This window comes from Streptomyces sp. N50 (assembly GCF_033335955.1).
In the GTDB taxonomy this organism is placed as follows: domain Bacteria; phylum Actinomycetota; class Actinomycetes; order Streptomycetales; family Streptomycetaceae; genus Streptomyces.
On the sequence record NZ_CP137549.1, the window covers coordinates 906,178 to 929,560 of the forward strand.

Genomic DNA, 23,383 nt, shown 5'->3' on the forward strand with positions numbered 1-23,383 from the left:
CCTGTCCGATCATGGGACGGAGGTGACCCGATGACCGAAGTGCTGCTACTGCTGGTGGCGATCCTGCTGTCGCTCGCCTGTGGTGCCTTCGTCGCGGCCGAGTTCTCGCTGACCACCGTCGAGCGCGGCGAGCTGGAGCGCGCGGTCGAGCGCGGCGAGCGGGGCGCCGCGGGTGCCCTGAAGGCCGTACGCAATCTGACGTTCCAGCTCTCCGGGGCGCAGCTCGGCATCACCGTCACGAACCTGGTCGTCGGCATGCTCTCCGAGCCGTCGATCGCCGCGCTGATCGCGGGCCCGCTGGAATCGCTGGGCATCTCGCACTCCGCGTCGCGGTCCGTCGCGCTGGTGCTGGGTACGGCGCTGTCGACGGTGTTCCTGATGGTCGTGGGCGAGCTGGTGCCCAAGAACTGGGCGATCTCCTCGCCGCTCAGCGTCGCGAAGCGGGTGGGGAACGCGCAGCGGTGGTTCAGTGCCGCGTTCCGCCCGTTCATCAGCCACCTGAACAACACGGCCAACCATGTGGTGCGGGCCTTCGGCCTGGAGCCGGCCGAGGAGCTGGCCTCCGCGCGCGGGCCGCAGGAGCTGGCCGCGCTGGCCCGGCACTCCGCGAAGGCGGGCGCGCTGGAACCGGACACGGCGGAGCTGTTCGTCCGGACCCTCAACCTCGCCGACCTCACCGCGGAGAACGTGATGACGCCCCGCGTCCAGGTCGTCGCCCTCGACGCCCAGGCGACCTGCGAGGACGTGGCGAACGCGACCCGGGCGACCGGGCTGTCCCGGTTCCCGGTCTTCCGCGGCAACCTCGACGAGGTCGTCGGCACGGTCCACATCAAGGACGTACTGGCCGTTCCGGCCGACCGGCGGGCCCGCTTCCCCCTCTCCGAGGTGATGCGCGAACCCCTCCTCGTCCCGGAGTCCCTGACCGTGGACCGCCTCCTGGACCGGCTGTCGGGCAAGCGCACGATGGCCGTCGTCATCGACGAGTACGGCGGTACGGCGGGGGTCGCGACCCTTGAGGACATCGTCGAGGAGGTCGTGGGCGAGGTGCGGGACGAGCACGACCCGCACGAGACGCCCGACCTGGCCCCGGCCGGGGCGGACGACGACGGCCGCACGCTGTACTCGGCGGACGGCGCCGCTCGTATGGACCAGCTCGCGCGCGTGGGTCTGCGGGCGCCGGAGGGGCCGTACGAGACGTTGGCAGGGCTGGTCGCCACCGAGTTGGGGCGGATTCCGGAGGTCGGGGACGTCGTCGAGGTCGCCGGTTGGCGGATCGACGTGGTGGACGCGTCGGGGCGGCGGGCCGCGCGGCTGCTGCTGCACGCGCCGCTCGACAAGACCGGCTCCGATTCCGATTCCGGTTCCGACACCGGTTCCGACTCCGCGAAGGGGGAGCTGTGACCGCCGTACAACTGCTGATCGGGTTGGCGACGCTGGTCGTCAACGCCTTCTTCGTGGCCGCCGAGTTCGCGTTGATCTCGGTACGCCGCAGCCAGATCGAACCGCACGCCGAGCAGGGCGACCGGCGGGCCAAGAGCGTGCTGTGGGGACTGCAGCACGTGTCGGCGTTGATGGCCGCGGCCCAGCTCGGCATCACGCTGTGCACGCTGGTGCTCGGTATCGTCGCGGAACCGGCGATCGCCCATCTGCTGGAACCGGTGTTCCACGCGGTCGGCGTGCCGGAGGGCGCGGGGCACGCGGTGTCCTTCGTGATCGCGCTGGCAGCGGCGACGTACCTGCACATGCTGCTGGGCGAGATGGTCCCGAAGAACATCGCCCTGGCCGAGCCGGTCCGCAGCGCGCTGCTCCTCGGACCGCCGCTGGTGACGCTGTCCCGGGCGCTGCGCCCGGTGATCTTCACGATCAACACGTTCGCCAACACGCTGCTCAAGCTGCTGCGGGTCGAGGTCAAGGACGAGGTCACCGCATCCTTCTCGGACGCCGAACTCGCCCGGATCGTACGGGACTCGGGCGAGGCGGGGCTCATCGACGAACGGGCCCTGGAGCGGCTGAACGACGCGCTGGAGCTGGGCAGCAGGCCTGTGCGGGATGTCGTACTCCCCCTCGAACGCGTCGACTACGTGGTCGCGGGCATCACCCCGGCCGAGCTGGAGGTGCTGTCGGCGGAGTCCGGCTTCTCCCGCTTCCCGGTGGTGGACGGCGAGCGCCGCATCATCGGCTACCTGCACGTCAAGGACGCGCTGGACGCCTCGCCGCGCAACGAGCCGTTCAAGGTGGAGGACATGCGGTCCATCGCGAACGTGAAGCAGGACACCCCGCTGGACGACGTCCTCACGGCGATGCGCAGCAGCCGGACGCATCTCGCGGCGGTCCTCGACGAGGAGGGGCGGCTGACGGGGCTGGTCACGATGGAGGACGTACTGCGGGAGTTGTTCGGGCAGCGCGCGTGAGGAAGTGAGAGGGCGATCGGGCCGGGATGCGGCGTCGGGCGTGCGACTGGTCCGGGGCGGGCGGTGATGCGGTGCGCGACGGGCAGGCGGCAAGCCAAGAACCCCATGCGGGACGTGCCGGGGCTCGGCCGGTGACTCGGGCCCGGTCCTGACCGGTGACAGGTCAAGCGCCCGGCGAGTGGCTTCGTGCCCCCGAGCCCCATACGGAACGCGTCGGAACCTGCCGACCGGTGACCCAGGTTCACTCCCGACCCGCGGCCGGCCGAGCCGCCCAGCAAGTGGCTTCGCGCCCCCGCGAGCCCCATACGGAACACGTCGGAACCTGCCGACCGGTGACCCGGGTTCACTCCCGACCGGCGGCCGGCCGAGCCGCCCGACGAGCGGCTACGCGCCCCCGCGAGCCCCATACGGAACACGTCGGAACCTGCCGACCGGTGACCCAGGTTCACTCCCGACCGGCGGCCGGCCGAGCCGGCCGGCGAGTGGCTTCGTGAGCCCGCGTCCGACAGCGGATCGGGGCCCCGGCGGGCCGCCGGCACAAGCCGGACCGGTCGCGGTGCAGGTCGACCTACCGGCGGGTATGGACGCGGGATATCATTTTCGTCGCCATGCAGACGAATCCCACGCACACCAGCCTGGTCGCGATCGGCGACTCCTTCACCGAGGGCATGTCGGACCGGCTTCCGGACGGCACCTACCGGGGCTGGGCCGACCTCCTCGCCGGCCGGATGGCCGCCCGGACGCCCGGCTTCCGGTACGCCAACCTCGCCGTGCGCGGCAAGCTGATCGCGCAGATCGTCGACGAGCAGGTCGGCCCGGCGGCCGCGATGCAGCCCGACGTGATCACGCTGGTCGGCGGCCTGAACGACACCCTGCGCCCCAAGTGCGACATGGGCCGCGTCCGCGCCCTGCTGGAGGAGGCCGTCGAACGCCTCACCCCGGCCTGCAAGCACCTGGTGCTGATGCGCAGCCCCGGCCGCCAGGGCCCGGTCCTGGAGCGCTTCCGCCCCCGCATGGAGGAACTCTTCGCCTGCGTCGACGACCTCGCCGCCCGCCACGGCGCCCTCGTCGTCGACCTCTACGGCGCCCCCTCACTCGCCGACCCGCGCGCGTGGGACGTCGACCGCCTCCACCTCACGGAGGAGGGCCACCGCCGTGTCGCCGAGGCGGTCTGGCAGACCCTCGGCTACGAGGCGGAGGACCCGGAGTGGCGCACACCGATGCCGCCGACCCCTCCCCCGAACTGGACCGCCCGCCGCGTCGAGGACGCCCGCTTCACCCGCCAGTACCTCCTCCCCTGGATCGGCCGCCGCCTCACCGGCCGCTCCTCGGGGGACGGCCGGACAGGCGCCCACTTCAGTGCTGAGCTGGGCAAAGCCTTTTGGGTCACCCCTGTGGACCACACACACCCTGGCCCTGTGACGGACTGGCGACAGGTGGGGCCCTGACCCGGAGCCCTGCCAACTGCCAACTGCCAACTGCCAACTGCCACGCACCGATTGAACGCGGGGCGCCGCCTCCCTCCCCGCACATGGCCGGCGGTTGTTGTTGCGGGACGTCATGGGTGAGCTCAGACCATCCGCTGGGCCGACAGTGATGACGGGTGATGGGGACGAAGGGCAGGCCCTCGGCCACACCGGGCTGGCCGTGTCGTTCACGACTGATCGGATCGGGGCACCGCGTCCAGCCCGCAGTTCGGCCCATGCCGCCTGGGCCCGCTCATGCATGATGACGGGATGAACCATGGCGACCAGCGCTTCCACGTCATCGTGCTGTCGAACTTCGCGAAGGGCTTCGACAAGTACGCGAATGCTTACGGTAAGGCGGGGATTCCGGAGAGTACCTATCCCGACCGGTTCCACCTGCTGACCCGTGCGGAGTTGGGAATCGGCATCGGCAAGGCGCGACGACTGCTGGACCGTCTGGCCATTCCGGGCGACCGGCTGCTGGTGCTGGAAACCACGGTGGACCCCGCCAAGTTGGTGCCCAACCTGTCGACCGGTCTCGGCATGGAACTTCACGAGGCTCGCATCCGGTTGTCAGGAGTCCACGAACTCGACACAGTCGGCGACGAGTTCACTCTGCGCCCGACAACCGTCGAGGATGCGATGGCGGCCTCCCTGCACCTGCACGGATCGGCACAGCGTCGCTACGCCGACACGCGACCGCGCTCGGTGTCACTTCTGCCGGTCGCCTCCGCCTGCCAGGCCCGGTGTTCGTTCTGCTTCTCCTCGGCCTCGATCTCCAGCGACCAGGCGCCGGCACGGGTCCCTTGGGACGCGGTCGCCCACTGGCTGGAGCGCGCCCGCGCGGCAGGTGCCGAGCGTGCGGTGATCACCGGCGGCGGGGAGCCCACGCTCATACCGTTCGAACAGCAGCTGCGACTGGTGTCCGCCTGCTCGGCGGCCTTCCCGAAGGTCGTCCTGATCACCAACGCGCACACCCTGGCGAAAGGCCGGCACGCCGACCGGGCCGACCGCCTCGCAGCCCTGAGCGCCGCGGGCCTGAGCGTGCTGGCGGTCTCCCGGCACCATCACGACGACGCCGTCAACGAGCGGCTGATGATGCTGCGCACGCCGGTGAGCTCGGTCGTCGACACCTGGCGCGTGGAACGTGACCGCTGGCCGGGGCTGCGGATGAGACTGATCTGCGTGCTCCAGCACGGCGGCGTCGCCGACGCGGCCGAGGTCGCCGACTACCTTTCGTGGGCAGCGGCCCTCGGTGTCGAGGAAGTCTGCTTCAAAGAGCTCTACGTATCCACCAGCACCGAGTCGCTCTACTTCGACCGCGCCGCCAACATCTGGAGCCGAGAGCACCAGGTGTCGCTGTCCGTCGTCACCCGCTTCGCCGAGCAGCACGGCTTCGAACTGGCGAGCCGCCTGCCCTGGGGCGCGCCGGTCTACCACGGCAGCTGGGACGGACGGCCGCTGCGGATCGCCGCCTACACCGAACCCAGCCTGCTCTGGGAACGCACCAGCGGGATCGCCCGCAGCTGGAACGTCATGGCCGACGGACGCTGCTACGCCTCCCTGGAAGACCGGGCCAGCGAGATCCTGCCGGAAGGCGCAGCGGCATGAGGTTCGAGGAGTTCCAGGAATTCCGGCAGCGCCGGCTCAGTGCTTCCCCGTCGCTCCTGGACGCCGCCGAGACCAACGTCTACCGGGCCCTTGCTCCGATGCGACCGGAACCGCCCACCGACATGAGTACGGTGCACCGGTGCGATCTCGCCCGTGCCTGGCTGCGGCGCTTCGAGCTGCCGGAAGAGTGGTCGGGCCACGCCATGGTCTGTCGAGGGGTCCGGCACGGGCTCGGTGTGGTGTTCCACTGGCTACACGCCGCGCAAGCGCGGTTGTGGCTGCCCAGCGACGTGTACCCGGTGTACTTCGAGCTGGCCCGCGCGGCGGGCCTGGAGCCCGCGTCCTACCCGACGCTACCGGCGCCGGCCCTGCCGGGATCACCGGCGGACGACCGGCCCGAATACCTGCTGCTCGCCAACCCCAGCAAGCCGCTCGGCCGATACCTGTCCGATGCCGAGTGCGCCGCGGTGATGTCGTGGTTGCGGGAATCACCACGCCGCCGCCTGCTGATCGACAGCGTCTACGACCTGGGAGCCCCGTTCGCTGCCGGCACACGGCGATTGCTGGACACCGGTCGCGCGGTCCTACTGCATTCGGTCACCAAGGGATGGCTGTGGCCACGCACGTTCGGCGTGGTCCTGCTGGGTCCGACGCACGCCGGCTTGGCCGACGCGTTCCGGGCGGATCCGCCGACGCCGGCTCAGCTGAGGCTCGCCGACCATCTGCTGACCGAGCACAGCGACGTGCCCCGGCAGGTCGTCGACGAACTGGCCGCACGAGCTGAGCGGTTGTTCGAACGGTTGCCGGACGAGGTGCACAGGGCGATTCCCACGGCGAGCCGGACGTGTCCCGGCAACTACTTCTTCCCGGTCGAAATCCCGGCGGAGACGCTCCAGCGTGAGTGCGGCGTGCTCGCCATGCCGGTCAACGTGTTCGGGGAGAGCGGTTGGTCCGGCTCCATCCTGACCAGCCTTGCCGACGCTTTCGCCCCGACGCCGACGCCGACGGTGGCGCGATGAAGCCACTGGAGGACCTGGCCGTGTACGACGATGCGGACTTCTACGATCAGGAGTTCACCGCGCGCACCCACGACATCCCGTTCTTCCTCGGCCAAGCGGTCCGGGCGGGCGGCCCGGTCCTGGAGGTGGCCTGCGGAACCGGGCGCATCACCCTGCCGATCGCCCGGGCAGGTGTCGAGGTCACAGGGCTTGACATCATGCCCTCGATGCTTGCGCGGGCCCGTCAGCGGGCCGAGGACGAGCGACTGCCGGTCGAGTGGCTGGAACAGGACTGCCGGGACATCCGCTCCGACAGGCGCTTCGCCCTGGTGTTCTCGGCAACCAACGCGATGCAGCACCTGCACGACCTGGATTCCGTGGTCGCGTTCCTCGCCTCGGCACGCAACGTGCTGCGACCAGGTGGGACCCTGATCCTGGACGTGTTCAACCCCGACATGGCCAAGCTGTGCCGGCTCCCCGAGTCGCCCTACCACCACAAGTCGGTCGCGGACCGGGACGGGGCGAGGCTCGACGTACGAGCGACGACCAGCTACGACGCCGCCGCCCAAGTGCTGCGCTTCACGCTGGACTACCTGCGCGACGGCGTGTGCGTACGCACCAAGAAAGTCAGCATGCGCTGCTTCTTTCCCGAGGAACTCCTGGCGCTCTGCCGGCTGGCCGGTCTCGACGTCGCGCAGCGCTACGGGGACTACGATCAATCCCTGTTCACGAGCACCTCGCCGAAGCAGCTCCTGTTCTGCCACTCCCAAACCGCCGACGGCCGGATCGACGATCCGCCGTCGGTACCGATCACGCATCCGAGCTAGTCCAGCACCGCATTCCGGACCAGTCGACCCTACGTAGGCCGCCGCCGGACCCTCGGCGGCTGGGACCTCCCCCACCACCCGCTCTACAACCCCTTCGCCTACGACACCCCCACGCGCCGCCGCGCAGGCACGCGCGCGCAGGTGATGGCGAAGTACCGGGCGTATCTGCCGGAGCGGCCCTATCTGCTGGAGCTGGTACCGGCGTTGCGGGACGGGTGCCGGCTTGCCGGTGTGCGCCATTGGTCTGTCTCGGCCTGTGGGGCCTCATACCCCCTGAACCGAGACGTCCGCGATCTCCACGGACACCTCCGTGTCCGCTGAAGCGGTACTGATCACGGACGGCGTGTAGTTCAGGCTCGTCCCGTCCGACAACTCCGCCGTCTCGATGACCGGGCCGGACTCATCACCGTGGATCTCGTAGGTGATCTCGTACACGGCGTCGGGATCGATCTCCTCGCTGTCTCCCAGATAGGTCAGGTCCGGCTCGACCGTCACGTTGCAGCCCGCCGCCCCGAAGCACTGCCGGGCGGTGGTCCTGAGCCCGATCGTGAAACTGTCGGCGTCGACCTCGCTGTAGGTCGGCTCCGGATCCGGCTTCTCCGCGGTGACCGCGTCCTCGTCGTGCGCGTTCGCCTTGGCGGTGGCGGCCGGTCTGCCTTCGTCGGTCCTGGACTGCACGACCACGACGCCGGTGGCCACGACGGCGGCGATGACCGCGGCGGCCGAGCCGATGACGACGAGGTTGGTGCGCGGTTTCCTCGCCGGTGGCGACGGTTCGTCAGGAGGCATCGGCGGCACGCTGGTGTCGGTCATGGTCCCCCCCCAGGGATGGTCGTTCCGTTCACGTTCCGGCGCGAACGCCCCGCGCCCGCGGCACCGGCTACGACCAGCCCCCGGTGAAGTTGCTGCTCAGCTGCGCGTTGCAGATGTTGTAGCCGCCGGACGCGTGGCCCTTCTTCGTCTTCCCGTCCACGGTGACCGAGCAGTTGATGTCTCCGGAGCCCTGGAGCTGCGCGTGCACGTCGTAGTACAGGGCGTGCTTGTCGAGGGTCAGCGTCGCCTCGAACCTGCCGTCCTTGAACGTGCCCTTGCGCATGTCCGAGTCGGAGCCGTACCCGATGTCGAGACCGCCGAGGGCTCCGGCGGGGGCGGTGCCCCACACCTTGAAGACGGCCTTGCCGTCGGTGGCGTCCTTCTTGGTGTCGTTCTTCTTCGTGTCGTCGGCGGCCTTGTCGGAGCTCTTGCCCGCGGGCGCCGCGCTCTTCGGGCTGCCGCTGGAGTCGTTGTTGCTGCTGCCGCCTCCCACGGCGGCGACGATGATGACGATGACGACGAACAGACCGACGATGCCGAGGCACCCGAGTCCGACGACCTTCCCCACGGAGCGCTTCTTCGGGGGCTGCGGCTGGAACGGGGGCTGTCCGTAAGGCTGTTGACCACCGTTGCCCCAGCCGGGCTGCTGTGGCGGGTAGGGCGGTTGGTTGCTCATGTGTCCCCCTGAGGTCTTCGCTGGTAAATGCGAGTTGTGTGACTTGTAAACACAGCGTGCGGTTGCTGCCTGCTGGGGGGATTCACCCCATCGTGTCAGGGGCAGATGTCCGGCCTCCCGGACGGCCCCGTCGCGGCCCGCTGCCCGCAGAGTCCTTGACCTGGGATCTCTGGGCCGAACGGACGGTCCGGATCCCTCGAAGACGCCGGGTAAACTCCGTACACGTGACTTCCGCTCCCGCCAAGCCCCGCATCCCGAACGTCCTCGCCGGACGTTATGCCTCCACCGAGCTCGCCACGCTCTGGTCTCCCGAGCAGAAGGTGAAGCTGGAACGGCAGCTCTGGCTCGCCGTGCTGCGGGCCCAGAAGGACCTCGGTATCGAGGTGCCGGACGCGGCGATCGCGGACTACGAGCGCGTGCTCGACCAGGTCGACCTGGCGTCGATCGCCGAGCGTGAGAAGGTCACGCGGCATGACGTGAAGGCGCGGATCGAGGAGTTCAACGACCTCGCCGGGCACGAGCAGGTCCACAAGGGCATGACGTCCCGCGACCTGACGGAGAACGTCGAGCAGCTGCAGATCCGCCTCTCCCTGGAGCTGATGCGCGACCGTACGGTGGCCGTCCTGGCGCGTCTCGGCAAGCTGGCCGGTGAGTACGGCGAGCTGGTCATGGCCGGCCGCTCGCACAACGTGGCCGCGCAGGCCACCACCCTCGGCAAGCGTTTCGCGACCGCCGCCGACGAACTGCTCGTGGCCTACGGCCGGGTCGAGGAGCTGCTCGGCCGCTACCCGCTGCGCGGCATCAAGGGCCCGGTGGGCACCGCGCAGGACATGCTGGACCTGCTCGGCGGCGACGCGGCGAAGCTCGCGGAGCTGGAGCAGCGGATCGCCTCCCACCTGGGCTTCTCGCAGGCGTTCACCTCGGTCGGCCAGGTGTACCCGCGCTCGCTGGACTACGAGGTCGTGACCGCGCTGGTGCAGGTCGCGGCGGCGCCGTCGTCGCTCGCGAAGACGATCCGGCTGATGGCCGGGCACGAGCTGGTCACCGAGGGCTTCAAGCCGGGCCAGGTCGGTTCCTCCGCGATGCCGCACAAGATGAACACCCGCTCCTGCGAGCGCGTCAACGGCCTCATGGTCATCCTGCGCGGCTACGCGTCGATGACCGGCGAGCTGGCGGGCGACCAGTGGAACGAGGGCGATGTGTCCTGCTCGGTGGTGCGCCGGGTGGCCCTCCCCGACGCGTTCTTCGCGCTCGACGGGCTGCTGGAGACGTTCCTGACCGTGCTCGACGAGTTCGGCGCGTTCCCGGCCGTCGTCGCGCGTGAGCTGGACCGCTATCTGCCGTTCCTCGCGACGACCAAGGTCCTGATGGCCGCGGTACGCGCGGGTGTCGGCCGCGAGGTCGCCCACGAGGCCATCAAGGAGAACGCCGTCGCCTCCGCGCTGGCGATGCGCGAACAGGGCGCCGAGCGCAACGAGTTGCTGGACAAGCTCGCCGCCGACGAGCGCATCCCGCTGGACCGCGCCCAGTTGGACGCGCTGATGGCCGACAAGCTGTCCTTCACCGGTGCCGCCGCCGACCAGGTCGCCGTCGTCGTCGCCCGGGTCGAGGAGCTCGCCAAGCAGCACCCGGAGGCCGCGGGTTACACCCCGGGGGCGATCCTCTGACCCGCTTCACCCAGGCCGAGCTGGAGGCCGCCCGCGACCGTCTCGTACCGGACGTCGTCGCGGACGGCCTCGCCGTGCTGTTCTGCGGTATCAACCCCGGTCTGATGACGGCGGCCACGGGCCACCACTTCGCCCGTCCCGGCAACCGCTTCTGGCCGGTGCTGCACCTGTCCGGCTTCACCCCGAGGCTCATGAAGCCCGCGGAGCAGGGTGAGTTGCTGTCCTACGGGCTCGGCATCACGAACGTGGTGGCACGGGCGACGGCGCGGGCCGACGAGCTGAGCCCGGAGGAGTACCGCGAGGGCGGGCAGCTCCTCGCGTCGAAGCTGGCGGGCTGGAAGCCGCGGTGGCTGGCTGTGCTCGGGGTTACGGCATACCGGGCCGCGTTCGACGACAAGAAGGCCCAAGTGGGGCCGCAGGAGCGGGTGTTCGGGGACACGCGGGTGTGGGTTCTGCCGAATCCGAGCGGATTGAACGCGCATTGGACTGCGGCGACGATGGCCGAGGAGTTCGGGCGGCTACGGGTCGCCGCGCAGGACTAGATCGTCGCGGTGGGTCCAACTCCGGTACGACGGCCAGGAGTTGGAACGGGAGCTTCTTGTCCCACTGGGACACACCGAGGGCGATCCCCCGCTCCCGATCAGCCGCTCGTCTGCAGTTCGGCGATGCGATAGCCGGGGCGTCAGTGCCCGCTCGGGGTTGACCGTTCCTGCACCTCCGGGGTCAGGCGTCCCGCCGTCGCACGCTCCACGCCCCCGCCGCGAGCGCCGCCGCCGTCCACAGCGCCGTCACTCCGAGCCCGGTCCACGGCCCCATCGCCCCGGCCCAGGTCTCGTGGAGCACCACCTGGCCGGCCCGGTCGGGCAGGAGGTCCGCGATGCCGCTCGACGCGTCGCCGACCACGAAGGACACGATGAGCAGGAACGGGATGACGATGCTCAGCGTCGCCACCCCGCTGCGCAGCACCGCCGTGAGACCGGCCGCGAGCAGCGCCATCAGCGTGAGATAGACGGCGCAGCCGACCACCCCGCGCATCTGCTCGGCCCGGCCGAGCCCGTCCGCGTCAGCGCCCAGCATCGCCTTGCCGACCACCAGCGTCACCACGCCGGTGACCAGGCCGACGGCGAACACGGGGACGGCGATCGCCGTCGCTTTGGCCGCGAACCAGCGTCCCCGGTGCGGCACCGCGGCCAGCGACACCCGTAGCGCTCCGCCCTGGAACTCGGAGGACAGGGCGTTCGTGGCGAAGGTGATCGCCGCGATCTGGCCGAAGGTCACGCCGAAGAGGACCGCGAACAGCGGGTCGAAGTCGTCGCCTCCGGTGTCGGACGAGGCGAGCGCGGAGAAGAGTGCCGTCACCGCGAGGATCATGGCGAGGGCCGCGAGCTGTGAGCGCAGGGTTCGGATCTTGATCCACTCGGAGTGGAACACGGGCGCGAACGTCATGGTCAGGCCTCCTGGTGCGGTGCGGTGAACTCGGTCTCGGTGGCGGTCAGATCGAGATAGGCCTGCTCCAACGTGCCCTCGGTGGCGGTCAGTTCGAGGATCGGTACGCCCGCCGCGGACAACAGGGTGCCGATCTCGTCCACGCGTGCGTGCGCCACGGTCCAGTGCCCTTCCTCCTGTTCCACGGCATCGAGACCGTGCTCGGCGAGCGTGCTCTTGAGGGCGCCGGCGTCCGTCGTACGGATGCGTACGTGGGGTTGCACGCGCGCGTCGATGAAGTCCCGCATCGGGGTGTCGGCCAGGAGGCGGCCGCGTCCGAGGACCACCAGGTGGTCGGCGAAGGACGCGGTCTCGTTCATCAGGTGGCTGGAGACCAGGACCGTGCGGCCCTCCGCCGCCAGTCGGCGCAGCAACTCCCGGATCCAGACGATGCCTTCGGGGTCGAGACCGTTCGACGGCTCGTCCAGCAGGACCACTTCGGGGTCACCCAGGAGTGCACCGGCGATGCCCAGCCGCTGACGCATGCCCAGGGAGTACGTCTTCGCCCGGTGCCGCGCGACCGACGCGAGCCCCGTCTCCTCCAGCACCGCGTCGACCCGGGCGACCGGGATGCGGTTGCTCGCCGCCAGGGCCCGCAGATGGTCGCGGGCGGTGCGGGAGCCGTGCGCGGCCTGCGCGTCGAGCAGGGCGCCCACGTGGCGCAGCGGCTCGGTGAGCGCGGCGTAGGGGCGGCCGCCGATGGTGGCGGTTCCGGAGGTGGGCCGGTCGAGGCCCAGGACGAGGCGCATGGTGGTGGACTTTCCGGCGCCGTTGGGGCCGAGGAAGCCGGTGACCTTGCCGGGGCGGACGTCGAAGGTGACGTGGTCCACGGCCCGCCGGGTGCCGTACTCCTTGGTGAGGTCTCGTACGTCGATGCTGGTCATGGCCAACAGCCTGGCCGTTCAAGGGGGTTGGGGCCTCCCCCGCCGGTGGCGATCGTCTCCCCCGCCCGGGGGAGGCCGATTGTCGGTGCCGGCTGTCACGATGTCGGAATGGCCCGCTTCCTGCGCCCGCTGCTCCGGGGGACGACGTACACGCGTCTGCTGCACCTCTGGGTGCCGATACTCATCGTCAGCCTGTGGCTCTTCATCAGCCCGGGGACCCCGTACGCGCCGGCGCTCGCGCTGATCCCGGTCGGTCTGATCCCGGCCGTGCGGATCGGGGAAGGGGTACAGGCGCAGCTGCTGCTGACGCCGGGTCTGGAGGACGCGGGGATCTCCGTGGCACCGTCGGCGACCTGGCGGGACCGGGGGCGCACCGTGCTCTGGCTGGAGGCACGGATGGCTCTGGGCTGGACGACGACCTTCGCCTGCGTCTGGCTGCCGATCATCACCTACCAGCTGATCGAGATCGCACGCGGGCGCGTGCCCGACGACGTATGGCTTCTCAAGGAGGCGACACCGCACGGCTGGTACGCCCTGCTGGTGCCCCTGCCCCTGATCGCCCTGTACGCGGTCGTGGTCGGTCTCGGCTCGTTGGCCACGCTGCTGGCGCGGAAGTTGCTCGGCCCCTCGCGCGCGGAGCAACTCGCCGCTCTGGAGGAGCGCACCGAGCAACTGCTGGAACGCAACCGCATCGCGCGGGAGTTGCACGACTCCATAGGGCACGCGCTCACCGTGGCGGTGGTCCAGGCGGGCGCGGCCCGTGCGGCGGGCGACCCGGAGTTCACCGAGCGGGCGCTGGGTGCCATCGAGGAGACCGGCCGGGCCGCGCTGGAGGACCTGGAGCGGGTGCTGGGCGTACTGCGGGAGTCGGAGCGGCCGGTGAGCAGTCGGCCGACGCTGGTGGACGCCGACCGGCTGCTGGAGTCGGCGCGTGCCTCCGGGGCGAAGGTCGACGCGGAGGTGACCGGGCCGCTGGAGACGGTGCCGGGGCCGGTCTCCCGGGAGGGCTACCGGATTCTGCAGGAGGCGCTGACCAATGTGCTGCGGCACGCGGGGTCCGTCCCCGTGCGGGTCCGTATCGGGGTGGCCGACGGCACCCTCGACCTGGAGGTCCGCAATCCGCTGACGGCCGCGATATCCGGCCCGGGCCGGGGCAGCGGTCTACGGGGCATACGCGAGCGTGCCGCGCTGCTCGGCGGCCGGGCGCACACCGGACCCGACGAGGGTGACTGGCAGGTGCATGCGGAGCTGCCGCTGGGCTGATCTAGGCTGGCCGGATGCCGGTCACCGTTCTCCTGGTCGATGACGAACCCCTCGTACGCGCGGGTCTGCGGGCCGTGCTGGAGGCGCAGCCGGACATCGAGGTGGTCGGGGAGGCCGCCGACGGGGCGGCGGTGATCCCGCTGGTTCGGCAGCTGCGGCCGGACGTGGTCGCCATGGACGTACGGATGCCGCTCCTGGACGGCATCGAGGCCACGCGCGCGGTGCTGCGCACGGTCGACGATCCGCCGAAGATCCTGGTCATCACGACCTTCGAGAACGACGAGTACGTCTACGAGGCGCTGCGGGCCGGTGCCGACGGGTTCCTGCTGAAGCGGGCGCGGCCGGCCGAGATCGTGCACGCGGTGCGGCTGGTGGCCGAGGGCGAGTCGCTGCTGTTCCCGGCCTCCGTACGGCAGTTGGCCGCCGAGTACGGCGACGACGGCGGGAACCGGGCGGCCCGCGCGGTGATGGAGCGGGCCCAACTGACCGAGCGCGAGGCCGAGGTGCTGCGGCTGATGACGCGGGGTCTGTCGAACGCGGAGATCGCCGCCCGGCTGGTCGTCGGGACCGAGACGGTGAAGTCGCATGTGAGCGCCGTACTGGCGAAGCTGGGGGCCCGGGACCGGACGCAGGCGGTGATCGCGGCGTACGAGTCGGGGTTCGTGGCACCGGGGTGACGCGGTGGGGGCTGATGGGTCGGGGGTGCCCGGCACTCGCCGGGGTCCGCCGCGCCGAGTACGATCCGCCCAACACGCGCACGAGCTGGGAGGACAGACCTTGGCGGGGCTGACCGGCGGGGACCCCTCGCTGCTGCGGAGGATCAACTCCGCGGTGGTGTTGCACGCGTTGCGTGCCACGGACTGCGCCACGCTGACGGAGATCACCCGGGTGACCGGTCTGTCCCGGCCGACCGTCGAGGGCGTCGTCGAAGGACTGATCGAGGCCGGGCTGGTCGTCGAGAAGGCGGCCGACGAGAGCGTTGTACGGCGGCAGGGGCGGCCCGCGCGGCGGTTCAGGTTCCGGGCAGAGGCCGGGCATCTGCTGGGCCTGGAGATCGGCGCACATCGCGTCGCCGTGCTGCTCGCCGACCTGGACGGCCGGGTGCTCGGCGCGATCGCCAAGGACGTCGACGAGACGGCTTCGGCGGACGAGCGCCTGGAGCGGCTGCGCACCGCGGTCGCCGAGTTGCTGCGCCGCGCCGGGGTCGCCCGCGGCTCGCTGCGCGCGGTGGGCGTCGCCACGCCGGGCATCGTCGAGGCGGACGGCACCGTACGGCTGGGCACGGCGTTGCCCCAGTGGACGGGGCTGCACCTCGGCGAGCGGTTGAGCCGGTCCTTCAAGTGCCCGGTGCTGGTCGAGAACGACGCCAACGCGGCGGCGGTCGCCGAGCACTGGAAGGGCGCGGCCACCGAGTCCGACGACATGGTGATGGTGCTGGCCGGGTTGAGTCCGGGCGCCGGTTCGCTGATCGGGGGGCGGCTGCACCGGGGGTATCGCGGGGCGGCCGGTGAGATCGGCGCGCTGCATCTGCTGGGGCGGGACGTGACTCCGGAGACGCTGCTGTCCACCACGGACGAGCCGCTGCATCCGCTGGACGAGCAGGCCGTGGCGCAGGTGTTCGCGCTGGCGCGGGACGGTGACCAGCGGGCGCGGGCGGCTGTCGACCGGTTCATCCAGCGCCTTGTGCACGATGTCGCCGCGCTGGTGCTGGCGCTCGATCCCGAGTTGGTCGTCGTGGGTGGGTGGGCTGCCGGGCTGGACGGTGTACTGGAGCCGTTGCGGCGGGAGTTGGCGCGGTATTGCCTGCGGCCGCCGAAGGTCGCGTTGTCGTTGCTCGGGGAGGCGGCCGCGGCGACTGGGGCGTTGCGGTTGGCACTTGACCATGTGGAGGAGCAACTGTTCGCGGTCGAGGGCACGGTGACGCGGCGCTAGCTTGGCGGTGGGGTTGTTTTTTGGGTGCGGGTCCGTTGTGGCTGGGCTCGGTGGTTGTTTGTTGGGTGCGGCGCCGTTGTGGGTGGGCGCGCGATGGTCGTGTGTCGGGTGCGGCGCCGTCGCGGCTGGGCGCGCCCACGCGGCGAAGCCGCAAATCGACACAGCCCCGCGCCCCTTTGGGGCACTGCCCCGCCCGGCACAGAAACACTCCCGTCACAGAAAACGCGTCGCGCCCCGGAGGAGTTCCGGGGCGCGACGCGATGAACTGTGGCCGGGTCAGGAGGCCTGGCGTTCCGGGCCGTGGTGGATCTCTACGCCTCCGGAGTCGGCGAAGGTCAGGCGGCAGGTGTCCGCGCGGTAGGTCGCGACGGAGACCGCGGCGGTGCGGCCCTCGGCGAAGAAGCGGGTGGTGACGACGAGGACGGGTGCGCCGGGGAGGCGGTCCAGTTCCTTGGCGTCGTCCGCGCGGGCCGAGCCGAGTTCCACGGCGCGGTCCTGGCCCTCCAGTTCGAGGCGCTGCAACTCGCGCAGTACCGCACGCGCGCGTGCCGTCGCCGACGGGGTGTCTATGGCGGAGAGGTCGGGTACCGACGACTCCGGGATGTAGAGCAGTTCGGCGGCGACCGGCTGGCCGTGGCTCACCCGGGAGCGCCGCACGGTGTGGACCAGTTCCTCGGAACCGGTCTCCAGGACGTCCGCCACGGCCGCCGGCGGAGCCGCCAGCACACAGTCGACGGACTGCCAGGCGTCCTCCCCGGCGCCCGGCCACGCGTGCTGCTCGGTGCCGACGGCGACACCCACGCGCGGCGGCGCGACGGTCGTACCGACGCCGCGGCGGCGCTGCAGCCGGCCTTCCAGTTCGAGTTGTTCCAGAGCCTGCCGGAGCGTGGCCCGGGCGACGCCGAAGCGGGCCGCCAGGTCACGCTCGTTGGGCAGGATCTCGCCCACGGAGAACTCGGAGTCCAGTGCCTCACTCAGCACTGTCTTGAGATGCCAGTACTTCGGTTCCGGCACCGATTCCAACTGCGTGGTCCCCACCCTGTCCTCCGCAATCGCCGTGTTCCGGCGGCGTTTTAGCGCCCTTGTTTATTAAAGGTTGTTTCACTTATCTGCGACCATAGGACGGCCCCCACCCTTGGTCAAGACCAATCCTCCATGTCATATGCAACGCACAGAGCGTCTGCCGCAGAGCGTTCACAGGGCGTTCGTACAGGTGGTTCTTCGTGACGTAACAGCAAAGCCCCCGTCGCGAAACGGGGGCTCCGCGCGGGCCGCGGCTAAGCGGAAGCCAGTGATCGAAGCTTGTCGGGGTTGCGGACGATGTAGACGGAACGGACGCGTCCGGCGGATACGTCCACCTGGAGGACACTGTCGGGCGTGTCACCCGAAAGGATCAGTACGGCAGGGCCGCCATTGAGCTCCAGGAAGCGGAACGACATCTCCGGGACGCCCTTCCCGGCGACGGCGACCAGGAAGCGGCCCACATTGTCGGCGGTCTCCAGGATCCGCAGCGGCGCCTGGGACTTGCCGCCGCTGTCGCCGATCAGGCGGACGTCCGGGGCGAGCATCTCCATGAGGCCCGCCAGGTCCCCCTCGGCCGCCGCGGCGAGGAACCGCTCGGTGAGATCGCGGCGTTGGGCGGGGTCGACCTCGAAGCGCGGGCGCCCTTCGTCGACGTGTCTGCGGGCCCGCCCGGCGAGTTGGCGCACGGCCGGCTCGCCGCGGTCCAGCATGGCCGCGATGTCGGCGTACGGGTAGCCGAACGCCTCCCTGAGGACGAACACCGCGCGTTCCAGCGGAGACAGCGACTCCAGGACGACGAGTACGGCGAGGGAGACGGAGTCGGCGAGCACGGCGCGCTCCGCGGTGTCCGGAACGGTGTTCCCGAAGTCGGTGACGTACGGCTCCGGCAGCCACGGGCCCACGTAGGCCTCGCCGCGCGCCTTGACCTGGCGGAGCCGGTCGATCGCGAGGCGGGTCGTGACGCGCACCAGGTAGGCGCGTGGTTCGCGGACCTCGGCGCGGTCGGCGGCTGACCAGCGCAGCCAGGCGTCCTGGACCACGTCCTCGGCGTCGGCCACCCGCCCGAGCATGCGGTAGGCGACTCCCATGAGGACGGGGCGGTGCTCTTCGAAGACATCGGTCGGGGTGTCGGTGGTCACCACTTCATCCCATGCGTTGAGCGCTGCTCTGTCCAGCAGAAAACCGTGGTCCTCAAGGTCTCCGGCACTTGGGGCTACCGGTCAGTAGCAGTTGCTGACAAGCTGTCTACACGGCCTGTACGGCGTCTGTCAGCGCGTTCCAGACGAGGAGCACCCCCATGTCCGCCACCGTCTCCTTCCCGGTCCCCACTGCGCGGGGCCCGAAGACCGTGACCGTGTCCTACGCGCGCGTGGGTCGCGGCGAACCGCTCCTCCTGCTGCACGGGATAGGTCACCACCGCCAGGCCTGGGACCCGGTGGTGGACATCCTCGCGACCGAGCGCGACGTGATCGCCGTGGACCTGCCGGGGTTCGGCGCCTCCCCCGCGCTCCCAGAAGGGCTGGCGTACGACCTGCCCACGACGGCCGCCGTGTTCAGGGCCTTCTGCGAGGAACTGGGGATCGAGCGTCCGCATGTGGCGGGCAATTCGCTCGGCGGCCTGATGGCCCTGGAACTGGGCCGCGAGAAGGTCGTACGGTCCGTCACGGCCCTCTCCCCCGCCGGGTTCTGGTCGCAGGCCGAGCGCCGCTACGCCTTCGGTGTGCTGCTCACCATGCGGCAGATCGCCCGCCGGATGCCGCTCCCGCTGGTCGAGAAACTCGCGCGCACGACAGCCGGCCGTACCGCGCTCACCAGCACCATCTACGCCCGCCCCGGCCGCCGTTCACCCGAGGCCGTGGTCGCCGAGACGCTCGCGCTGGTCAACGCCCCCGGGTTCGACGACACGCTCCGGGCCGGTACGAGCGTCCGGTTCACCGACGACATCCCCGGCATCCCGGTGACCGTGGCCTGGGGTACCCAGGACCGGCTGCTGCTGCGCCGGCAGGGCGTCCGCGCCAAGCAGTTGATCCCCCGGTCCCGGCTGGTACGGCTGCCCGGCTGCGGGCACTGCCCGATGAACGACGACCCGGCCCTGGTCGCGCGCGTCATCCTCGACGGCAGCCGCTGACCGCCGGAACAGCCCCAACGCGCCCGATCCCAGGGCGACTCCGGCGCCGACGAGGGCGCTGCCGACGGCCTGGGCGGCCCCGTAGGCGCCTGTTCCGACGAGCGGCGCGGTAGCCGCGGCGGCGACCGGGATGAGGCCGGAGAAGAGCGTGGCGCGCTCCGCGCCGATCCGCTGCATGCCCATGTACCAGCACACGAAGCCGACGACCGTGACGACCGCCGCCTGCCACAGCAGCGCGGCCGCCTCGGTCCCGTCCGGGCGCCGCAGCCAGGCGGTCCCGTCGAGGACCAGCCCGGCCGTCGCCGCCTCGACCGCGGCGAGCCCGCACACGGTGGCCGACAGTAACTGCGGCCCCAGGGGCCGCAGTACGGGAACCGCGAGCACCGCGAAACCCACCTCTCCCGCAAGTGCGCACCCGGAGAAGGCGATTCCGGCGCCGTCCGTACGGCCCCACCCCTGGACCGTGAAGGCGCCGACGGCGACGAGCGACGCCCCGTAGAGCACGATCCGGCGCGGACGACGTCCCTCCAGGAGGGGACGAGGACCGCGACCGCTACGGGAGCGCAGCCCACGAAGACTCCGGGGACGGCCGGTTCGGCGCTGCGTTCGGCGGCGATGACGGCCAGGTTGAAGCCGACCATGCCGACGGCCGCGAGCAGGGCGAGACGGGCCCATTGCCGTGGGGTGAGCGCCCGCAGCCGGGCCGGCGCGTCCTTGCCGGTGAACGGGAGGAGCAGCAGGCAGGCGAGGCCGTAGCGCAGGAACTGGCCGCCCGCGTACGGGTAGTCGCCCAGGACGCTGTTCGCGGTGAAGGACGCTCCGACGAGGACGCAGGCGAAGGCGGCGAGCGGGGTACCGCGGGCGGTGGTGGCGTTCATGGCAGCGACGCTAGGGAGCGCGGCGGTCCGGTTTAAGGTCCACTTCCATGACGTCATCGCGGACCAATCCGAAGGGGCCGACCAATCCGGAGGGTCTGACCGATCCGGAGGGTCTGACGGGTTCCGCCGCCTGGGAGTTGCTGCTGCCCGCCGCCTCGGCACCGGCACGCGCGCGTGGCCGCTCCCTCCAGTCGGCGCTGCGTGAGGCGGTGCGTTCGGGGCGGCTCGCGCCGGACACCCGGCTGCCGTCGAGCCGGGACCTGGCGGCCGACCTCGGGGTGTCGCGAGGCCTCGTCACGGAGGCGTACGAGCAACTGACGGCGGAGGGGTATCTGCGCAGCGGCCGGGGTGCGGGCACCTGGGTGGGCGGTGCCGTACGGGCGGCGCGGCCACGCGCGCGTGACCTCGCGCCGCGCTCCCCCGGCGCCCGCGCCGACTTCGTGCCCGGCACGCCGGACCTGTCGCTGTTCCCGCGCGCCGCCTGGGCAGCGGCGCAGCGCGGTGTGCTGGCGGAGTCGCCGCACGAGGTGCTCGGCTATCCCGATCCGCGCGGGCTGCCCCGGTTGCGTACGGCGCTGGCGGAACTCCTGGCGCGCCGCCGGGGTGTGGTCGCCGACCCGGAGCGGCTGATCGTGGTCTCCGGAGTGGCGCAGGCGACGGCGCTGCTCGGATTCGTGCTCCACGCGCGCGGGACCCACACCGTCGGCGTCGAGGACCCGGGCAGCCCCCAGCACGACTCGCTGTACGCCTCGGCGGGCGTCGGCACCGTACCGCTGCCCCTGGACGAGGAGGGACTGGCGATCGGGCCGCTGGAGGCGTCGGCCGTACGCACCGTGGTGACGACGCCCGCGCACCAGTTCCCCACGGGCATCGCCTACTCCGCGCGGCGGCGTGCCCAACTCCTCGACTGGGCAAGGTCGGTGGACGGTCTGGTCGTCGAGGACGACTACGACGGCGACTTCCGCTACGACCGCGCCCCCGTAGGCGCGCTCCAGGGACTCGACCCGGAGCATGTCGCCTACGCGGGTTCGGTCAGCAAGTCCCTCGCCCCAGGGCTGCGGCTCGGCTGGCTCCTGGTACCCGAGTCGCTGGCCGACGAGGTCGTCGAACGCAAGCGCACCATGGACCTCGGCCACCCGACCCTCGACCAGGCACTGTTCGCCCGCTTCCTGGAACGCGGCGACTACGACCGGCAGTTGCGGCGCTGTCAGCGCGCCTACCGACAGCGCCGCGACGCCCTCGTCGCCGCCCTGGAGGAGCACTTCCCCGGAGCGCGGGTGACCGGGATCGCGGCGGGGCTGCACGTCATCGCCGAACTGCCGGAGAAGTACGGCCCTCAGGAGGACTTCCTGGAACGCGCGGCCTCCGCCGGTGTCGCGGTGCGCCCGCTCACCGCCTACAGCCACGCGCGCGTGGACGACGCGGTCGTACGGCTGGTCCTGGGGTACGCGCATCTGTCGCCCGGGCGGATCCACGCGGGTGTGGGTCTGATGGCCGGCGCCGTGCGCGCGTAGAGCCTCTGGTGTCGCACGCGGGCCCCCATGTCACCGCGTTCCGTTGTTCACCTGTGGTTTCCGTGTGCGCTGTGGCGCACCAGTAGTTGTGGCAGTGCACCCTGACCGCATCCCGTCCGTGGAGGCGCAACCCCATGTCGCATCGTCCGTTCCCCGCCCGCCGTAGCGTTCTGCGCGGCTCCCTGGCCGCGTCGGCGGCCCTGACCGTGCCCGCCGCCCTCGGCGCCGCCCCGGCCTTCGCCCTGTCCGGGCGTCCCAAGGCGGGCTGGGGTGTGCAGGCGGGGGACGTGACCTCCGACTCCGGGCTCGTATGGGTGCGCTCGGACCGCCCCGCGCGGATGATCGTGGAGACCTCGGCCACCGAGTCGTTCCGCAATCCGCACCGGTGGCACGGTCCGCTGCTCGGCCCGGGTACCGACTTCACCGGCACGACCCGGCTGCGCGGGCTGCCCTCGGGGCAGCAGATCCACTACCGGGTCCTGCTCGCCGACCCCGACGACCCGCGCCGTACGGGCGAGCCGGTCGAGGGCACGTTCCGCACGGTGCCGACCGGGCGGCGCGGCGTGCGTTTCCTGTGGTCCGGTGACCTCGCGGGGCAGGGCTGGGGCATCAACCCGGACCTCGGCGGCTACCGCATCTACGACGCGATGGCCAAGCTGGACCCGGACTTCTTCGTGTGCAGCGGCGACAACATCTACGCCGACGGCCCGATCACCGCGACCCAGGCGCTGCCCGACGGCAGCCTCTACAGGAACGTCACCACGGAGGAGAAGTCCAAGGTCGCCGAGACCCTGGCCGAGTTCCGCGGGAACTTCCGCTACAACCTGCTCGACGAGAACCTCAAGCGGTTCAACGCCCAGGTGCCGTCGATCATCCAGTGGGACGACCACGAGGTGCGCAACAACTGGTACCCGGGCGAGGTGATCGCCGCCTCCGACACCCGCTACACGGAGAAGAACGTCGACGTCATGGCGGTGCGCGCCCGGCGTGCGTTCAGCGAGTACTTCCCGATCTCGACGCTGCGGCCGGGCGCCAAGGAAGGCCGCGTCCAGCGTGTGATGCGGCACGGTCCGCTGCTCGACGTGTTCGTCCTGGACATGCGGACCTACCGCAACGCCAACTCGCCCGACAAGCAGACAGTCGACCCGCAGGGCATCCTCGGCCGGGAGCAACTGGATTGGCTCAAGCGGGAGTTGTCGCGCTCGCGTGCGGTGTGGAAGGTGATCGCCGCCGACATGCCGCTCGGTCTGGTCGTCCCCGACGCCACCGAGGGCAAGCCGAACATCGAGGCCGTCGCGCAGGGCGACCCGGGCGCGCCGCTCGGGCGTGAACTGCAGATCGCCGAGCTGCTGCGGTACATCAAGCACCGGCGGATCACCGGCACCGTGTGGCTGACGGCCGACGTGCACCACACCTCCGCGCAGCACTACCAGCCCTCGCGGGCCGCGTTCACCGACTTCGAGCCGTTCTGGGAGTTCGTCTCCGGTCCGCTGAACGCGGGTGCCTTCCCGGCCAGCGACCTCGACAACACCTTCGGTCCGGAGCGGGTGTTCGTGAAGGCGCCGACCGCGCAGAACGTGTCGCCGGCCGAGGGGTACCAGTTCTTCGGCGAGGTCGACATCGACGGCCACAGCGGGGAGTTGACGGTCCGTCTGCGCGAGCAGGACGGCACCGTGCTGTTCACCAGGACCCTTCAGCCGGGACGGGTCGGCCAGTAACTCCACTACCCTCGTACCTGAGCCGCGCACCGGCGTCATCCCCCGGTGCGCGGCGCGGTCCGCAGCGTGCCAACTCCCCGCCGCAGACC

20 protein-coding genes and 2 pseudogenes are annotated in these 23,383 nt (G+C 71.1%); 15 read left to right on the plus strand and 7 right to left on the minus strand.

What is annotated here, in order from left to right; genetic code table 11:
* Positions 1-30 precede the first annotated feature (30 nt).
* The 7 genes and pseudogenes from R2B38_RS03720 to R2B38_RS03750 form a co-directional block, all read left to right on the plus strand.
* On the plus strand, positions 31-1,401 hold the full coding sequence (locus R2B38_RS03720) for a hemolysin family protein (RefSeq protein WP_318014934.1): 1,371 nt from the start codon (positions 31-33) through the stop codon (positions 1,399-1,401).
* Positions 1,398-2,411 carry a hemolysin family protein gene (locus R2B38_RS03725; RefSeq protein WP_318014935.1) on the plus strand — a complete coding sequence of 338 codons (1,014 nt, stop codon included), beginning with the start codon at positions 1,398-1,400 and terminating at the stop codon, positions 2,409-2,411. The genes R2B38_RS03720 and R2B38_RS03725 overlap by 4 nt, the downstream gene beginning before the upstream one ends.
* Before the next feature lie 608 nt (positions 2,412-3,019).
* A complete protein-coding gene (locus R2B38_RS03730) occupies positions 3,020-3,859 on the plus strand; it encodes an SGNH/GDSL hydrolase family protein (protein ID WP_318014936.1) in 840 nt (279 codons plus the stop codon).
* A 288-nt stretch (positions 3,860-4,147) separates the two neighbouring features.
* Positions 4,148-5,488, plus strand: a complete 1,341-nt coding sequence (locus tag R2B38_RS03735) for a radical SAM protein (protein WP_318014937.1) — start codon at positions 4,148-4,150, stop codon at positions 5,486-5,488.
* A complete protein-coding gene (locus tag R2B38_RS03740) occupies positions 5,485-6,507 on the plus strand; it encodes an aminotransferase class I/II-fold pyridoxal phosphate-dependent enzyme (RefSeq protein ID WP_318014938.1) in 1,023 nt (340 codons plus the stop codon). Before R2B38_RS03735 ends, R2B38_RS03740 begins: the two co-directional genes overlap by 4 nt.
* Positions 6,504-7,313 carry a class I SAM-dependent methyltransferase gene (locus tag R2B38_RS03745; RefSeq protein WP_318014939.1) on the plus strand — a complete coding sequence of 270 codons (810 nt, stop codon included), beginning with the start codon at positions 6,504-6,506 and terminating at the stop codon, positions 7,311-7,313. Before R2B38_RS03740 ends, R2B38_RS03745 begins: the two co-directional genes overlap by 4 nt.
* Before the next feature lie 30 nt (positions 7,314-7,343).
* Positions 7,344-7,645 (plus strand): annotated as a pseudogene (locus R2B38_RS03750) (DUF4326 domain-containing protein); the annotation flags it as partial.
* Here R2B38_RS03750 and R2B38_RS03755 read toward each other — a convergent pair.
* On the minus strand, positions 7,578-8,126 hold the full coding sequence (locus tag R2B38_RS03755) for a hypothetical protein (RefSeq protein WP_318014940.1): 549 nt from the start codon (positions 8,124-8,126) through the stop codon (positions 7,578-7,580). The pseudogene R2B38_RS03750 and the gene R2B38_RS03755 sit on opposite strands and share 68 nt — an antisense overlap.
* A 67-nt stretch (positions 8,127-8,193) precedes the next feature.
* Positions 8,194-8,802 carry a hypothetical protein gene (locus R2B38_RS03760; RefSeq protein ID WP_318014941.1) on the minus strand — a complete coding sequence of 203 codons (609 nt, stop codon included), beginning with the start codon at positions 8,800-8,802 and terminating at the stop codon, positions 8,194-8,196.
* 224 nt (positions 8,803-9,026) lie between these two features.
* Between R2B38_RS03760 and purB the strand changes: the two genes are divergently transcribed.
* Both purB and mug read left to right on the plus strand, forming a co-directional pair.
* A complete protein-coding gene (gene purB / locus R2B38_RS03765) occupies positions 9,027-10,469 on the plus strand; it encodes an adenylosuccinate lyase (RefSeq protein ID WP_033283481.1) in 1,443 nt (480 codons plus the stop codon).
* A complete protein-coding gene (mug, locus tag R2B38_RS03770; protein WP_318021580.1) occupies positions 10,466-11,011 on the plus strand; it encodes a G/U mismatch-specific DNA glycosylase in 546 nt (181 codons plus the stop codon). The genes purB and mug overlap by 4 nt, the downstream gene beginning before the upstream one ends.
* 181 nt (positions 11,012-11,192) lie before the next feature.
* Here mug and R2B38_RS03775 read toward each other — a convergent pair whose 3' ends face one another.
* Together R2B38_RS03775 and R2B38_RS03780 are read right to left on the minus strand one after the other, a co-directional pair.
* A complete protein-coding gene (locus R2B38_RS03775; protein WP_318014942.1) occupies positions 11,193-11,915 on the minus strand; it encodes an ABC transporter permease in 723 nt (240 codons plus the stop codon).
* Between the two features lie 2 nt (positions 11,916-11,917).
* A complete protein-coding gene (locus R2B38_RS03780) occupies positions 11,918-12,838 on the minus strand; it encodes an ABC transporter ATP-binding protein (RefSeq protein WP_318014943.1) in 921 nt (306 codons plus the stop codon).
* A gap of 108 nt (positions 12,839-12,946) precedes the next feature.
* On the opposite strand from R2B38_RS03780, the gene R2B38_RS03785 reads away from it, so the two are divergent.
* The 3 genes from R2B38_RS03785 to R2B38_RS03795 all read left to right on the plus strand — a co-directional run bounded on the left by R2B38_RS03785 (position 12,947) and on the right by R2B38_RS03795 (position 16,033).
* On the plus strand, positions 12,947-14,101 hold the full coding sequence (locus R2B38_RS03785) for a sensor histidine kinase (protein ID WP_318014944.1): 1,155 nt from the start codon (positions 12,947-12,949) through the stop codon (positions 14,099-14,101).
* Between the two features lie 14 nt (positions 14,102-14,115).
* Positions 14,116-14,778, plus strand: coding sequence for a response regulator transcription factor (locus tag R2B38_RS03790; RefSeq protein ID WP_318014945.1), 663 nt, complete (start codon positions 14,116-14,118; stop codon positions 14,776-14,778).
* A 100-nt stretch (positions 14,779-14,878) separates the two neighbouring features.
* Positions 14,879-16,033, plus strand: coding sequence for an ROK family transcriptional regulator (locus R2B38_RS03795; protein ID WP_019070977.1), 1,155 nt, complete (start codon positions 14,879-14,881; stop codon positions 16,031-16,033).
* A gap of 276 nt (positions 16,034-16,309) precedes the next feature.
* Here the strand turns inward: R2B38_RS03795 and R2B38_RS03800 are convergent, their stop codons facing one another.
* Together R2B38_RS03800 and R2B38_RS03805 are read right to left on the minus strand one after the other, a co-directional pair.
* A complete protein-coding gene (locus R2B38_RS03800) occupies positions 16,310-17,071 on the minus strand; it encodes a GntR family transcriptional regulator (RefSeq protein ID WP_033283475.1) in 762 nt (253 codons plus the stop codon).
* Positions 17,072-17,310: 239 nt separating this feature from the next.
* Entirely contained in the window at positions 17,311-18,195 is an 885-nt protein-coding gene (locus R2B38_RS03805) for an RNA polymerase sigma-70 factor (protein WP_318014946.1), read from the minus strand.
* A 158-nt stretch (positions 18,196-18,353) separates the two neighbouring features.
* On the opposite strand from R2B38_RS03805, the gene R2B38_RS03810 reads away from it, so the two are divergent.
* A complete protein-coding gene (locus R2B38_RS03810) occupies positions 18,354-19,184 on the plus strand; it encodes an alpha/beta hydrolase (RefSeq protein ID WP_318014947.1) in 831 nt (276 codons plus the stop codon).
* On the opposite strand, the pseudogene R2B38_RS03815 reads toward R2B38_RS03810, so the two are convergent.
* Positions 19,176-20,062: pseudogene (locus R2B38_RS03815) on the minus strand (DMT family transporter); the annotation flags it as partial. The gene R2B38_RS03810 and the pseudogene R2B38_RS03815 sit on opposite strands and share 9 nt — an antisense overlap.
* A 47-nt stretch (positions 20,063-20,109) precedes the next feature.
* On the opposite strand from R2B38_RS03815, the gene R2B38_RS03820 reads away from it, so the two are divergent.
* Positions 20,110-21,576, plus strand: a complete 1,467-nt coding sequence (locus tag R2B38_RS03820; RefSeq protein ID WP_318014948.1) for a PLP-dependent aminotransferase family protein — start codon at positions 20,110-20,112, stop codon at positions 21,574-21,576.
* Between the two features lie 134 nt (positions 21,577-21,710).
* Complete coding sequence (locus tag R2B38_RS03825; protein ID WP_318014949.1) at positions 21,711-23,294, plus strand: alkaline phosphatase D family protein; 1,584 nt, start codon at positions 21,711-21,713, stop codon at positions 23,292-23,294.
* Positions 23,295-23,383: the final 89 nt, after the last annotated feature.

Excerpts from the sequence above, each read along its gene's own strand:
- R2B38_RS03720 (WP_318014934.1), top strand. The coding sequence starts at position 31 with ATGACCGAAGTGCTGCTACTGCTGGTGGCGATCCTGCTGTCGCTCGCC.
- R2B38_RS03730 (WP_318014936.1), top strand. The coding sequence starts at position 3,020 with ATGCAGACGAATCCCACGCACACCAGCCTGGTCGCGATCGGCGACTCC.
- R2B38_RS03735 (WP_318014937.1), top strand. The coding sequence starts at position 4,148 with ATGAACCATGGCGACCAGCGCTTCCACGTCATCGTGCTGTCGAACTTC.
- R2B38_RS03740 (WP_318014938.1), top strand. The coding sequence starts at position 5,485 with ATGAGGTTCGAGGAGTTCCAGGAATTCCGGCAGCGCCGGCTCAGTGCT.
- R2B38_RS03745 (WP_318014939.1), top strand. The coding sequence starts at position 6,504 with ATGAAGCCACTGGAGGACCTGGCCGTGTACGACGATGCGGACTTCTAC.
- R2B38_RS03755 (WP_318014940.1), bottom strand. The coding sequence starts at position 8,126 with ATGACCGACACCAGCGTGCCGCCGATGCCTCCTGACGAACCGTCGCCA.
- R2B38_RS03760 (WP_318014941.1), bottom strand. The coding sequence starts at position 8,802 with ATGAGCAACCAACCGCCCTACCCGCCACAGCAGCCCGGCTGGGGCAAC.
- R2B38_RS03775 (WP_318014942.1), bottom strand. The coding sequence starts at position 11,915 with ATGACGTTCGCGCCCGTGTTCCACTCCGAGTGGATCAAGATCCGAACC.
- R2B38_RS03780 (WP_318014943.1), bottom strand. The coding sequence starts at position 12,838 with ATGACCAGCATCGACGTACGAGACCTCACCAAGGAGTACGGCACCCGG.
- R2B38_RS03785 (WP_318014944.1), top strand. The coding sequence starts at position 12,947 with ATGGCCCGCTTCCTGCGCCCGCTGCTCCGGGGGACGACGTACACGCGT.
- R2B38_RS03790 (WP_318014945.1), top strand. The coding sequence starts at position 14,116 with ATGCCGGTCACCGTTCTCCTGGTCGATGACGAACCCCTCGTACGCGCG.
- R2B38_RS03810 (WP_318014947.1), top strand. The coding sequence starts at position 18,354 with ATGTCCGCCACCGTCTCCTTCCCGGTCCCCACTGCGCGGGGCCCGAAG.
- R2B38_RS03820 (WP_318014948.1), top strand. The coding sequence starts at position 20,110 with ATGACGTCATCGCGGACCAATCCGAAGGGGCCGACCAATCCGGAGGGT.
- R2B38_RS03825 (WP_318014949.1), top strand. The coding sequence starts at position 21,711 with ATGTCGCATCGTCCGTTCCCCGCCCGCCGTAGCGTTCTGCGCGGCTCC.